12 protein-coding genes are annotated in these 13653 nt (G+C 69.9%); 8 read left to right on the top strand and 4 right to left on the bottom strand.

The genetic code is table 11. The annotated features are described in order from the left end of the window. The first annotated feature begins 94 nt into the window (after positions 1–94). Entirely contained in the window at positions 95–2062 is a 1968-nt protein-coding gene (locus tag ISP_RS41760; protein ID WP_034284173.1) for a thioredoxin domain-containing protein, read from the top strand. A gap of 83 nt (positions 2063–2145) precedes the next feature. Continuing rightward, positions 2146–2703 (top strand): hypothetical protein, encoded by a 558-nt coding sequence (locus tag ISP_RS41755; RefSeq protein ID WP_013229818.1) that lies wholly within the window; start codon positions 2146–2148, stop codon positions 2701–2703. A gap of 216 nt (positions 2704–2919) precedes the next feature. Here the strand turns inward: ISP_RS41755 and ISP_RS41750 are convergent, their stop codons facing one another. Both ISP_RS41750 and ISP_RS41745 read right to left on the bottom strand, forming a co-directional pair. Further along, positions 2920–3342, bottom strand: a complete 423-nt coding sequence (locus ISP_RS41750; RefSeq protein ID WP_013229817.1) for a hypothetical protein — start codon at positions 3340–3342, stop codon at positions 2920–2922. Between the two features lie 18 nt (positions 3343–3360). Beyond that, positions 3361–4311: a DUF6745 domain-containing protein gene (locus ISP_RS41745; protein ID WP_013229816.1), complete on the bottom strand. Its 951-nt coding sequence runs from the start codon at positions 4309–4311 to the stop codon at positions 3361–3363. 235 nt (positions 4312–4546) lie between these two features. Here ISP_RS41745 and ISP_RS41740 point away from each other — a divergent pair, with 235 nt between their 5' ends. Both ISP_RS41740 and ISP_RS41735 read left to right on the top strand, forming a co-directional pair. Then, positions 4547–5920 (top strand): glycosyl hydrolase family 28 protein, encoded by a 1374-nt coding sequence (locus ISP_RS41740; RefSeq protein WP_013229815.1) that lies wholly within the window; start codon positions 4547–4549, stop codon positions 5918–5920. A gap of 80 nt (positions 5921–6000) precedes the next feature. Beyond that, a complete protein-coding gene (locus ISP_RS41735) occupies positions 6001–7890 on the top strand; it encodes an acyl-CoA dehydrogenase family protein (protein ID WP_013229814.1) in 1890 nt (629 codons plus the stop codon). A gap of 67 nt (positions 7891–7957) precedes the next feature. On the opposite strand, the gene ISP_RS41730 is transcribed toward ISP_RS41735, so the two are convergent. Then, positions 7958–8719 carry a DUF2382 domain-containing protein gene (locus ISP_RS41730; protein WP_037374310.1) on the bottom strand — a complete coding sequence of 254 codons (762 nt, stop codon included), beginning with the start codon at positions 8717–8719 and terminating at the stop codon, positions 7958–7960. Positions 8720–9029: 310 nt separating this feature from the next. Here ISP_RS41730 and ISP_RS41725 point away from each other — a divergent pair, with 310 nt between their 5' ends. Next, positions 9030–9503 carry a carboxymuconolactone decarboxylase family protein gene (locus tag ISP_RS41725; protein ID WP_013229812.1) on the top strand — a complete coding sequence of 158 codons (474 nt, stop codon included), beginning with the start codon at positions 9030–9032 and terminating at the stop codon, positions 9501–9503. Between the two features lie 195 nt (positions 9504–9698). After that, the gene (locus ISP_RS41720; RefSeq protein WP_013229811.1) at positions 9699–10049 is read left to right on the top strand and encodes a hypothetical protein; all 351 of its coding nucleotides are present in this window, start codon (positions 9699–9701) and stop codon (positions 10047–10049) included. 226 nt (positions 10050–10275) lie between these two features. Here the strand turns inward: ISP_RS41720 and trhA are convergent, their stop codons facing one another. After that, positions 10276–10917, bottom strand: coding sequence for a PAQR family membrane homeostasis protein TrhA (trhA, locus tag ISP_RS41715; protein ID WP_013229810.1), 642 nt, complete (start codon positions 10915–10917; stop codon positions 10276–10278). Positions 10918–11030: 113 nt separating this feature from the next. On the opposite strand from trhA, the gene ISP_RS41710 reads away from it, so the two are divergent. After that, positions 11031–11807: an isoprenyl transferase gene (locus tag ISP_RS41710; protein ID WP_034284012.1), complete on the top strand. Its 777-nt coding sequence runs from the start codon at positions 11031–11033 to the stop codon at positions 11805–11807. 461 nt (positions 11808–12268) lie between these two features. Next, positions 12269–13561 (top strand): PhoH family protein, encoded by a 1293-nt coding sequence (locus ISP_RS41705; protein WP_013229808.1) that lies wholly within the window; start codon positions 12269–12271, stop codon positions 13559–13561. The last annotated feature ends 92 nt before the right edge of the window (positions 13562–13653 follow it).

Below are 13653 nucleotides of genomic sequence, written 5' to 3'. Positions count from 1 at the left end.
CCTGGTTGCCGCCGATCCCGGGAAGGTTGCCGCGGCCGGCGAGATTTCCGGCGGCTGCCGCGCGCCCGGTTTTCCCGGGTGCCACCCTGGACCCATGAACCGCCTCGCCAGCGCGACCAGCCCGTACCTGCTCCAGCACGCGGACAACCCGGTCGATTGGTGGCCGTGGGGACCCGAAGCGCTCGCCGAGGCGAAGCGGCGGAACGTGCCCATCCTGCTTTCGGTCGGTTACGCCGCCTGTCACTGGTGTCACGTCATGGCGCACGAGTCGTTCGAGGACGCGGGGACCGCGGCCCTGATGAACGCGAACTTCGTCACCATCAAGGTCGACCGCGAAGAGCGGCCGGACATCGACGCGGTGTACATGGCCGCCACCCAGGCCATGACCGGCCAGGGCGGCTGGCCGATGACCTGCTTCCTCACCCCGGACGGCGAGCCGTTCCACTGCGGTACCTACTACCCGCCGTCGCCGCGGCCGGGTATGCCGTCGTTCCGGCAGCTGCTCGTCGCCGTCGTCCAGTCGTGGCAGGAGCGGCCGGACGAGCTGGTGGACGGCGCCAAGCAGATCGTCGCGCACCTCGCCGAGCAGACCGGGCCGCTCAAGGAGTCCGTGGTGGACGAAGCGGTGCTCGCCGGCGCGGTCGGGAAGCTCCAGCAGGAGGCGGACCGCGTCAACGGCGGGTTCGGCCGCGCCCCGAAGTTCCCGCCGTCGATGGTCCTGGAGTTCCTGCTGCGCCACCACGAACGCACGGGCTCCGCAGTGGCACTGTCCCTTGTGGACTCGACGGCCGAGGCGATGGCCCGCGGCGGCCTGTACGACCAGCTGGCCGGCGGCTTCGCGCGGTACTCCGTCGACGCCGAGTGGATCGTGCCGCACTTCGAGAAGATGTTGTACGACAACGCGTTGCTGCTGCGGTTCTACGCGCACCTCTGGCGGCGTACCGGCTCGGCGACGGCGTTGCGGGTCGCGACCGGAACGGCGGAGTTCCTCTTCGAGAGCTTGCGAACGCCCGAAGGCGGCTTCGCGTCTTCGCTGGACGCGGACACCGAGGGCGTCGAAGGCCTGACGTACGTCTGGACTCCTGCGCAGCTGCGTGAGGTGGTTGGTGACGACTCCGCCGCTGAGCTGTTCGGCGTCACCAAGGAGGGCACTTTCGAGGAGGGTGCCTCGACGTTGCGCCTGTTCGGCGACCTGCCGGAGCCGATGCGCGTCAAACTCCTGGAGGCGCGCGCGAAGCGGCCGCAGCCAGGCCGGGACGACAAGGTGATCGCGTCCTGGAACGGCCTGGCGATCACGGCGCTGGCCGAGGCGGGCGTCGCCCTCGATCGTCCACAGTGGATCGAATGGGCTCGTGAGGCGGCCGAGCTCCTGCTGCGCGTGCACGTCGTCGACGGACGGCTGCGGCGCAGCTCGCGTGACGGCGTCGTCGGAGAATCCGCCGGGGTGCTGGAGGACTACGCCTGCGTCGCCGACGGGTTCCTGGCGCTGCACCAGGCGACCGGCGCCGCGAAGTGGCTCACCGAAGCGACCCGGCTGCTCGACCTGGCGCTGGCGCACTTCGCGTCCCCGGACGTCCCCGGCGCGTACTTCGACACGGCCGACGACGCCGAGACGCTGGTCCAGCGCCCGGCCGACCCGGGCGACAACGCGAGCCCGTCGGGGGCGTCCGCGCTGGCCGGAGCGCTGCTGACGGCGTCCGCGCTCGCGGGCCACGCCGACTCGGGCCGGTACCGGGAGGCGGCCGAGCGGGCGCTGAGCCGGGCCGGGGTGCTGGCCGGGCGGGTGCCGCGGTTCGCCGGGCACTGGCTGTCGGTGGCCGAGGCGCGGCAGGCCGGCCCGGTGCAGGTCGCGGTGGCAGGCGCCAGTCCGGAGCTGCTTCGTGCGGCCGCGCGGGGCATCCACGGCGGCGGCGTGGTGCTGGCCGGCGAGCCGGACGCGCCGGGTGTCCCGCTGCTGGCCGACCGTCCCCTGGTCGACGGCGCCCCGGCGGCGTACGTGTGCCGGGGGTACGTCTGCGACCGCCCGGTCACCTCCGCGGCGGAGCTGACCGCCCGGCTCTGATCGCCCTGGGTGAACGCGGTGTTGGTGACGGTGTATTCGGCGTAGCTTCGGTAGCGATGTAATCATGTAATCGGAGGTACGACATGGGACGCGGATGGCGCGGAGGCCGAGGCTGGCAGCAGGCCGAGGTACCGCCGGCGGACGACGCGGCGGCCTGGTTCGGCGGCCGCTTGCCCGACGGCTGGTTCACGGGCGCACCGGAGGTCACGGTCGACCGCGAAGAGATCATCGTGGTCGGCGAGCTCCCGCCGTTGACGGAGGAGCACGCGGACGACGCCGCCCGCGCGGCGGCCGAAGAGGGCCGGATCAGCCGGTACCGCGAGGAGACGCGCGACGAGCGCATCGAGATCGCCCGCCAGGCGGAGCACCGCTACCAGCGCAAGGTGGCCTGGGGTGCCCGCTTGGGCGGCACGACGGCCCTGTTCACGACGCATTCGGCACCGGTGATGACGCGCTTGCGCCAGCCGGAGCGCTTGGTGCTGGACACGCTGGTGGACGCGGGCGTGGCGCGCTCGCGCTCGGACGCACTGGCCTGGGCGGTGCGGTTGGTCGGCCAGCACGCGGACAGCTGGCTGGGCGAGTTGCGCGAGGCGATGACCAAGGTCGACGACCTGCGCTCGAAGGGGCCCGACCTGGGCTGACCACTCCCAGGGCTGCGGCGCCATGAATGACTCATTCCTGACCACTCCCAGGGCTGCGGCGCCATGAATGACTCATTCCTGACCACCGACGCCAGGAATGAGTCATTCACTGCGTCCCCAGCCTCCGGCGGTCAGCGGCAGCTGCCGCCTCGCCCCACCTCGGGCCGCGCGGTGCTGCCCCCTCGGCGGCACCCCGCGGCCCGGGCCGCGCCGCACTCAGTCCGCGATCAGCACCGGCTTCCGGAACCCCGCTCCCAGCTCCCGTTGCCGCCGCACGAACCAAGCCCCCGGCGCGATTCCGGTGGCTCCGTGCTCCGGGTGGATCAACCACGCCGGCGCCGTGTTCTCGAAAGCCGCGATCGCGAGCCGCTCGGGGTCGGCGAGCCAGGTCGTCATCCGGCAGGTCCCTCGGTCCGCCACCAGCGTGTGCGGGTTGTTGCCCGCTTCGCCACGGACCAGCTCACGCCCCTCCGCGGGCAGCGGCCACCAGTCCCGGGCCACCCACCCCAGCAACCCCAGCGGCAGCACGATCAGGTCCCCCTGGGCCTGGAGCCCGTCGATCACCGGGACGGTGACCTGGCGGTCCAGGTGGTCGAGGACGTCGAGTCCGGTCCGGTCGAGCAGTTCGGCAAGAAACATGTGATCACCTCAAGGAAGTCAGGTCCGGCGCTGCAGGCGCGCGTACTGGGCTCCGGTGAGCCCGTACGACCAGCCGGCCGCGTCGAGGGGATGGTCGTATTCGGCGGGCACGCGCAGCCCGTAGCGGCGGCGGGTGCCGTCGCGCTCCACCGAGCCGTTCACCGCCAGCAGCAGCCGCGAAGGCGCGTGCCACTTCTGCGACGGCAGGTCGTAGAGCTGCAGTTCACAACCCGGGTTGCCAGGATCGGGCGCCCGGCTCAGGATCCGCAGCCCGGCCTGCTCGATGTAGGCCGTCCAGCCGAGGTGCTCGACCGCGCAGCGCCGCACCTCGACGTTGAACTCGCGGTTGATCCGGTCCGCGGTGGGGTCTTCGATCACCCAGGACGGCACCCGCGTGCCGTGCCAGGCGTGCACGCTCCAGCCGTCGGGGTAGACCACCGCGGGCCCGGACGCGTCGTGCAGCCGGTGTTCGTCGTCCGTGTGGAGCACCAGCGGCCGTTCGGCGACGACGCAGAGACCGTCGCGCGGCCACCACCAGCCGCAGGAGCGCACCAGGGTCGCCCACAGTTCCAGCTCCGGGTCACCCGAGTCCGGCGTCACCCAATAGGCGTCCTGCTGCCCGTACCAGTGCAGGCCCAGCGAACGCGGGATGGCGGACCGGATCAGGCCGGCGACGGACTCCTTGACGGCCTGCCGCGCCTCGAGCGAGATGTCGCCCCACCGGCGTCGCAGCGCGGCCACCCGCGTCGCCAACCGGGCTTCCACCGGCTCCACGGACACCGATGGCGGCACGGCCGCGTTCGGGGAAAGCGCCCAGACGAATCGGGGCGGTGGTTCGCCGAGCAGCGCGTAGAGCCGGGTGATGGCGTCTTCGGCCGCGGGACGATTCGCGGAATACGTGGAGAAGGCGTGGTTCAGCCACTCGGAAAGATCGGGAAGCGGGCGGCCCGGCCGCCGCGAGGCGCTCAACGCGCGAGGGCGCGCACGCCCTTTCGAATCGACATGCCGTGATCATGACAGCCTTTTCGCCTATCGCGCAAGCGGCTTCTCGGGGGTTCCGGGTGGCGGAGTCCCCGGCTCGGGGCGAAGCCCCGGATGTCACAGCCTGGACCTGGAGCCGCTTGCGCGTCTAGAGTTCGTCGTGCCCGCGGTCCGTGCCGCGGTTCCGCCGTCGCACCAGGTCTTTCCCGTGAAGGAAGTGTCCATGGACGGCAGGTTCACCCGGCGGCAGCTGATCAAGGGCGGCCTCGCGGTGGCGGCGGTGCCGCTGCTCCCGGCCGTCGCTTCGGCGGCGCCCCGCATCGACGTTCCCACGCTCCCGTGGCCAGCGGCGAACGACATCGTCGCGAACACGACGATTCCCGTGTTCCCGGATCGCAGGTTCCCGATCACCGGTTACGGCGCGAAGAACGACGGCAAGACCGACAACACCGCGGCGATCGCGAAGGCGATCGACGCCTGTGTCGCGGCCGGCGGCGGGCACGTGATCGTGCCGGGCGGCGGGAGTTTCCTGACCGGCGCCATCCGGCTCAAGAGCAACGTCGACCTGCACCTGGAAGCCGGCTCGGTGCTCAAGTTCAGCGGTGACGCGGCGAAGTTCCCCAACGTCCTGACGCGCTACGAAGGCATCGAGTGCGTCAACCACTCGCCGATGATCTACGCCTACCAGGAAAAGAACATCGGCCTCACCGGCAGCGGCACGCTCGACGCGGCGGCCACGTCGTCGTGGAACAAGGGCAGCGACCGGGCGTACCTGGAAACGTTGGTGGCCAAGGGAACCCCGCCGGAGAAGCGGGTGGTGCCGGGCTCGGGGCACACCATGCGGTCGGCGTTCGTCGAGCCGTACGCCTGCGAGAACGTGCTGATCCAGGGCATCACCCTGAAGAACTCCATGTTCTGGCAGCTGCACCCGACGCTGTGCCGCAACGTCACGGTCGACGGCGTCAGCACCGACCCCAGCACCGCGCACAGCAACACCGACGGCTGCGACCCGGAATCGTGCGACCACGTCGTCATCGCGAACTGCACCCTCGGCGCGCACGACGACAACATCGCCATCAAGTCCGGCCGCGACGCCGACGGGCGCCGGGTGAACGTCCCGTGCCAGAACCTCGTCGTGGTGAACTGCGTGATGAACGGCAACTGGGGCGCGATCACCTGCGGCAGCGAGCAGACCGGCGGAATCCGCAACGTCTACGCGTACAAGCTCACCGTGAAGGGTGACACGAAGTTCGCCCTGTACGTGAAGTCCAACACGCTTCGTGGCGGGTTCTCCGAGAACATCAACCTCGACAGCGTTTCCGGCACGTTCGCGCGGAACTTCGTGTACGTGACATCGACGTACAACAGTCAGACCGGCAGCTACGTCCCGTCGTTCGGGCCGTTCACGATCAGCAACTGTTCGAGCACGAAGATCGCGGGCAAGACGTTCGACGTCAGCGGGCTTTCGAACGCCCACGTGCACGGGTTCGCCGTGGCGAACTCCACGTTTAAGGGCGTGTCGGACACGTCGAACACGCTGAAGTACGTGGACAACGCCCGCTTCACGAACGTGACGGTCAACGGCAAGCCGATCTGAACCTGCGAAATCGCCGACGCTGCGGCAGGCTTACTACCAACGAGTAGGAAGCCTGCCGTTCGTCCTTTCCGGAGGTAGCCGTGGACGTCCCCGAAGTGCCCTCCAAGGTGGATCCGGACGCACTGACCGCCGTCCTCGACGGTCGCTGGGCCGAGCTGCGCCGCGGGGTGCGGGCGCAGATGGCCGGCGCGGAGTTCCGGGACCCGGTGGACCTCGGCATCGAGGCGCACCGCGCCCAGGTGCTCGACCAGCTGCGTGCGCTCGCCGAGACCGACCGGCCCGGCCTGGGCTTCGACCCGGCGTACGGCGGCGGTGGCGACGTCGGCGGCTCGGTGACCTCGTTCGAGATGCTCGGCTACGGCGACCTGTCGCTGATGGTGAAGGCCGGCGTCCAGTGGGGCCTGTTCGGCGGCGCCGTCCAGCTGCTCGGCACCGAGCGGCACCACGAGCGGTACCTGCGCGGGATCATGGACCTCGACGTGCTGGGCTGCTTCGCCATGACCGAGCACGGCCACGGTTCCGACGTCCAGCACCTGCGCACCACGGCGACCTTCGCCGACGGCGGGTTCGTCATCGACACACCGGATGCGATGGCCCGCAAGGAATACATCGGCAACGCGGCCCGCGACGGCCGGCTGGCGGTGGTGTTCGCGCAGCTGGTCACCGGCGGCGAATCACGCGGCGTGCACGCGTTCCTCGTGCCGATCCGGGACGACGACGGCAAGCCGATGCCGGGAGTGTCCATCGAGGACTGCGGGTCGAAGGCGGGCCTCAACGGTGTCGACAATGGACGGTTGAGCTTCGATAACGTCCGGGTGCCGCGCGAAGCCCTGCTGAACCGCTTCGGCGACGTCGCCGAAGACGGGACGTACTCCAGCCCGATCGAAAGCGACAGCCGCCGGTTCTTCACGATGCTGGGCACGCTGATCCGCGGCCGGGTGAGCGTCGCGGGCAGCGCGGGCAGCGCCACGAAACGCGCGCTGACGCTGGCGATCCGCTACGGCGAGGTCCGCCGCCAGTTCGCGAAGCCGGACGGCGACGAGGTCGTCGTCCTGGACTACCTGGCCCACCAGCGGAAACTCCTGCCGGCGCTGGCGAAGACCTACGCGCTGCACTTCGCGCAGGAAGAGCTGGTCTCGAAGCTGCACGACATCGATGCGTCGGCGCCCGAAGAGGACCAGCGCGAGCTGGAGTCGCGCGCCGCCGGGCTGAAGGCGCTCGGAACGTGGCACGCGACGTCGGCGATCCAGACCGCGCGCGAGGCGTGCGGCGGCGCGGGCTACCTGGCGGAGAACGTGCTGCCCGGCCTGAAGGCGGACACCGACGTCTTCACGACGTTCGAGGGCGACAACACGGTGCTGCTGCAGCTGGTCGCGAAGGGCCTGCTGACCAGCTACAAGCAGGACTTCGAGGACCTTTCGCCGCTGGCGACGGCCCGGTTCTTCACCGACCAGGTGGTCAACACGCTCCTGGAGCGGACCTCGGTGCGCAAGGCGCTCGAGTCGCTCACCGAAGGGTCCGACGCGGAGGTGTTCTTCCGCCGCGAATGGCAGCTGCGGCTGCTCGAGGACCGCGAAGACCACGTCGTCGAAGGGGTGGCGAAGCGCCTGCGCAAGGCGGCGGCCGACCCGTTCGGCGTGTTCAACTCGGCGCAGGACCACGTGCTGCGCGCGGGCCGCGTCCACGTCGAGCGCCTGGTGCTGGAGGCGTTCACGGCGGCCGTCGAGCGCTGCGACGATCCGGACGCCCGCACGCTGCTGGAGCGCGTCTGCGACCTGTACGCGCTGTCGGCGATCGAAGAGGACCTGGCGTGGTTCCTGGGCCACGGCCGCCTGACGGCGTCGCGCGCGAAGGCCGTCACGTCGGCGGTGAACCGGCTGTGCTCGGAGCTGCGTCCGCACGCGCGCACGCTGGTGGACGCGTTCGCGATCCCGGAGCAGTTCCTCGCGGCGCCGATGCTCACATCCTGACCGCGCGGCCGCGGTGGAGCCCGGACGGGTGGCCGGTATCGGGGACCGGCCACCCGTCCGGGAGCCTTCAGGAGCGGCGGTGCTTCCGGTCGTCGTCGGTGACTTCGAACTGCTCCTTGCGGACCTTGCCGGACACGGTCTGCTCGTCGCTGACCGTCTCGGTCCGCAGGCGCGCCCGCTCGACCGGGACGGTTTCCTTGCGCACCACGGGTTTCTCGGCGTGCAGGATGACGTCCTGCTCGGCCTCGCCGATCTCCGCCGTCCCGTCGGCGCGGGTGATCGGCTCCCGTTCGACGCGCACCTCTTCGTGCCGGACCGGCACGGTGACCTGCTGCTCCTCGGTGACGACGTACTTGCGCAGCCGGACGTGCCCGGTCTCGACCTGCTCGGTGCCGACGTTCAGCCGTTCCTCGGAGCGCGTCATGGCGGCGCGGTCGTCGCGCTTGCCGCGCCCGCCCGGGACGGCCGGCCCGCGGTCCATCCGCCCGTCCGGCCGTCCGTCCGATGAGGTGCGCGGCACCGGCAGGCCGTAGTGCTGGTAGAGCTGCGTGCTCTCTTCGGGCGAAAGGTGCCCGTCGGCGTCGATGCGGGGCGCCTCGGAGACGCTGTCCTTGTCCACCTGGACGTGGATGCCGTCCTTGTCCGTGCGCGCCCCGGAGAGCGGGACGAAGCTTTCCTTGGTGCCGAAGAGGCCGGTCTTGACGGTGATCCACTCGGGCTGGTGCGTCGCGTCGGCGAGGTAGACGTTGCCGACCTTCCCGATCTTGTTGCCGTCGGGGTCGACCACGGCGCTGTCGATGAGTTCTTCGGGCTGCATGGTCCTGGCCATCGCGGTCGTGCTCCTTCCACGTTGGAGTCCGTTGTTTGAGATCCACCGTCGGCCGCGCCGGTGACCACGGCAACCGTCGTGGTGGTCCCGTGGGTGACCCCTGATCGTGATCGTTTGAAGCGCCTCCCGCGGGCCAGGCGCGGCAGGTCCCGCAGGTGGAGCGCGGTGCCGTCGGCGTGACCGGCCGCCGCGGGGCGGACGCAAAGGTGTGGATCTGGATTTCGCGTGACCGGGGTCACTCGCGGCGTTGTCACAACCGCCGCGCCCGGGTCGTCAAGGGGGTGAAGCAGACGAGGAAAGGGGAACGGCCATGGAAGCGCGGCTCAACATGTTCGAGAACGAGGTCACCGGCAAGTTCGTCAAGCGCCTGATCGCGGCGTCGCGGCCGGTCGAAGAGTCGTCGCTGCCGAAGGCGACGCAGGAGCTGGTGAAGATCCGCGCGAGCCAGATCAACGGCTGCGGGATGTGCCTCGACATGCACACGAAGGACGCGGCGGCGGCCGGCGAGACGGCGGTCCGCCTGGCGATGGTGGCGGCGTGGCGCGAAGCGGTGGTGTTCACCGAGGCGGAGCGCGCGGCCCTGGCGCTGACGGAGGAGGGCACCCGCCTGGCGGACGCGCACACCGGCGTCAGCGACGAAACGTGGGCCGCGGTGCGCAAGCACTTCGACGACGAGCAGATCGGGGCGCTGGTCGCACTGGTGGCGACGATCAACGCGTGGAACCGGCTGAACGTGATCGCCCGCAACCCGGCGGGGGAGTACCAGCCGGGGATGTTCGGCTGAGGGCGCTTCCACCGGCCGTGGGGCGGCGGACCAGCTTCGATGGTGACGACCTCACGGCGGTGGAACCCTCGACCGTCGCACAGCTTCGCCAACACCGCTCGGCTCAAGGTGTTTGATTGCCGGGACGGGTGATGTTGTCCAAACCATCGGGTGATGTCGATAAAGGACGGCCGGATATCGCCCGATGATTTTATCATGATGAAAAAGACGCTCTTCGCAGCCGCAGTCATCGGTGGCGCCATGCTCGCTGTTGCCGCGCCGGCATCCGCCGGTGAGGGCGGGCACCACCCGGGCGGCGGCATCAGCATCGGCGACAACCTCTGCGCGGCACCGTGGCAGTGGAACGGTCCCCTCGAGCTGCTGCACGCGGGCCACGCCCCGTCGTACGCGGCGTGCAACAACAACTCCACCGGCGGCGGTCACGGTGGCATCAGCATCCTCAACAACGCGTGCCTGCTGCCCTGGCAGTGGAACGGCCCGCTGGAGCTGCTGACGGTCGACCACAACCCGTCGTACGTCGCCTGCAACGGCAACTCGGCAGGCTGATCGGGAGGAAGAGCCGCCGGCTGGTTGATTGAGTGTGCACCAACCATCCAGGCTCGTCTTCAAGAAAGCGCGGCCATTCATTCGATGACGAGTGAGTGGCCGCGCTTTTCGGGTAGGTACGATTCGATCCGCCGCGTGGGGGAACCAGCACCTACCGGACCGGACGATAGGGGCACCGGCCGTAGTCACAATCAGGCTTCGGGATGCAGGTCTCCAAACGAGAGACCTAGGCGTACATGGCCAGCCAAATCGCAATGTAGTGCGACACAGCAGCCAACACCGTGCAAGCGTGGAAGAACTCGTGGTAACCAAAGGTCTCAGGCCAGTGGTTCGGCCACTTGACGGCATAAAAAACCGCACCAAGCGTATAAAACAACCCACCCACGCACAGCAGCACGAGCGCCCCGACCCCGGCATGCGAAGCCAGCTCGGGGAACACGAAAACCGCGACCCACCCAAGCGCAATATAGATCGGCACCCCGAGCCACCGCGGCGCATTGGGCCACAGCATCTTCAACGCCACACCGGCGATCGCCCCACCCCAGACGATCGACAGGATCACGTACCCAGTCGGCTTCGACATCGCCAACAACGTGAACGGCGTATACGTCCCAGCGATGAACAGGAAGATCATCGAGTGGTCCGCACGCTTCATCCACTTGTACGCGCGGGGGCTCCAGAACCGGCGGTGGTACAGCGCGCTCACGCCGAACAAGCCGAGGACCGTCAGGCCGTAGACCGACGTCGCCAACGCGGCGACCGGGGACACTGTGGACGCCGCCAGGGTGATGAGCGCCGCTGCCGCGACCAACGCGCCGAAGAACGTCCAGAAGTGGATGTGCCCGCGCAGCCGGGGGCGGAGGTCCACTACGGGCTCGGGCGGTTCCGTCGTCACACTCACACATCCAGGTTACGACAGCGTAGGTTCTCCAGCAGTGCTCAAGTCACACGCCTCACACCGGGTGCGTAGGCTGACTCGACGTGAGTGTTCGCTCCTTCTTGTCCGACGTCGTGTACAGCGCCTACGGCAGGCGCCTCATCCAGCAGGCCGCCGGGCGGCATCCCCGGCACATCGCCATCATGCTCGACGGCAACCGCCGGTGGGCCCGTGAAGCGGGCTTCACGGACGTTTCGGACGGCCACCGCGCCGGGGCCAAGAAGATCGCGGACTTCCTGAGCTGGTGCCAGGAGGCCGACGTCGAGGTCGTCACCATGTGGCTGCTGTCCACCGACAACCTCAACCGCGACCCGGACGAGCTCACGCCGCTGCTGAAGATCATCACCGACGTCACCGACGAGCTCGCCGGGCCGGGTACGGCGTGGCAGCTGCGGATCGTCGGCGCGCTCGACCTGCTCCCCGCCGAGGTCGCCAAGCGGCTGAGCGAAGCCGCCGCCCGGACTGAGGGGCGGACCGGGATGGAGGTCAACATCGCGGTCGGCTACGGCGGGCGCCAGGAAATCGCGGACGCGGTGCGCAAGCTGCTGCGGCAGCACGCCGACGAGGGAACGTCCATTCACGAGCTGGCGAAGATCCTCGACGTCGACCACATCTCCGAGCACCTCTACACCTCGGGCCAGCCGGACCCCGACCTCATCATCCGCACCTCGGGCGAGCAACGGCTCTCCGGCTTCCTGCTGTGGCAGTCCGCGCACTCGGAGTTCTGGTTCACCGAGGCGTACTGGCCCGCCTTCCGCCGCGTCGACTTCCTGCGTGCCATCCGCGACTACGCGTGGCGCCACCGCCGGTTCGGCTCGTAAGACACCGGCAAAACCGCAGGTCACGGCCCGCGTACGTCACCCGGAGTTGATTTCGGACGACCGACGGTGAGGTGACGATCTGGCGAATCACCGTGTTGGCTCCCTGCGCGCCGCCGGATTCGTGGGTACCTTCCGAGGTGAGGGCGCGCGTTCCGTGCGGGTCCTCGCGGGAGGCCCTGGTCGTGGCGGTGATCGAGGGGGCGGCTCAGTCGCCCACGAGACGCTCGAGGGGGCCGGCACCCGGCCCTCGTGGCCGCGCCGCCTGACCCACCAGGTCAGGAGGAACGGTCCAGCCAGGGAGGTGCCCGGCCCAGCGAGTGCGGGCGTGAGGTGCACACGCCCTCGAGGGAGATGCCGTCGTGACTGCGCAGCGTTTGCCCCGTAAGGCCTCTGGCCGTTCTTCGACCGGTGCCGTTCCTGGCCCGGAGAAAGCCTCGACCTCGCCCGAATCCCAGCAGCACATGTACGTGCTCGACACGTCGGTCCTCCTTTCGGACCCGTGGGCGGTCACTCGGTTCGCCGAGCACGCTGTCGTGCTTCCGCTGGTCGTCATCAGTGAACTGGAGGCGAAGCGCCACCACCCGGAGCTCGGCTGGTTCGCCCGGGAATCCCTGCGCATGCTCGACGACCTGCGCCGGCAGTACGGCAGGCTCGACGCGCCGCTCCCGATCGGGGATCACGGCGGCACGCTGCAGGTGGAGCTGAACCACTCGGACCCGTCGGTGCTCCCGTCCGGGTTCCGGACCGACTCCAACGACCACCGCATCCTCGCCTGCGCGCTGAACCTGGCGGCGGAGAACGCGGCGGTCACGCTGGTGACGAAGGACATCCCGCTGCGGGTCAAGGCCGGGGCCGTCGGTCTCGAGGCGGACGAGTACCGCGCGCAGGAAGTGACGCCGTCCGGCTGGACCGGCATGGCGGACGTCGACGTCGAGCAGGACGTGCTCGACACGTTGTTCGGCGGCAGCACCGTCGACCCGGTCGAATACGGCATGGACGAGCTCGCCGAGCTGCCCTGCCACACCGGGCTGCGGCTGCTCGCGGGCAGCTCCAGCGCGCTCGGGCGGATCACGGCGGACAAGCGCATCCGGCTCGTCCGGGGCGACCGCGAGGCGTTCGGCCTGCACGGCCGCAGCGCCGAGCAGCGCGTCGCGCTCGACCTGCTGCTCGACTCCGACGTCGGGATCGTGTCGCTGGGCGGCCGGGCCGGCACCGGCAAGTCGGCGCTCGCCCTCTGCGCCGGCCTCGAGGCGGTGATGGAACGCCGTCAGCACCGCAAGGTCGTGGTGTTCCGGCCGGTCTACGCGGTCGGCGGTCAGGACCTCGGCTACCTGCCCGGGTCCGAGAGCGAGAAGATGCAGCCGTGGGCGCAGGCGGTGTTCGACACCCTCGGCGCGCTGGTCAGCCAGGACGTCCTCGACGAGGTCTTCGACCGCGGCATGCTCGAGGTGCTCCCGCTGACGCACATCCGCGGCCGGTCGCTGCACGACACGTTCGTGATCGTCGACGAGGCGCAGTCGCTGGAGCGCAACGTCCTGCTCACGGTGCTTTCGCGGCTCGGCACGGCGTCACGGGTGGTGCTCACGCACGACGTCGCCCAGCGTGACAACCTGCGCGTCGGACGGCACGACGGCGTCTCGGCGGTGATCGAGAAGCTCAAGGGCCACCCGCTGTTCGCGCACGTCACGCTGACGCGCTCGGAGCGGTCGCCGATCGCCGCCCTGGTCACCGAGATGCTGGAGGACCACGGCTGAGGGACCCCGGGGGCGGCGCGCTCGCGCCGCCCCCGGCAACCCTTGCCGCCATGGCCGGACATCCGGTGAAAAACCCGCTCGGCCGCTGGACG

The organism is Amycolatopsis mediterranei, assembly GCF_026017845.1.
GTDB lineage: Bacteria > Actinomycetota > Actinomycetes > Mycobacteriales > Pseudonocardiaceae > Amycolatopsis > Amycolatopsis mediterranei.
This window is presented reverse-complemented; position numbering and strand designations above follow the sequence as displayed.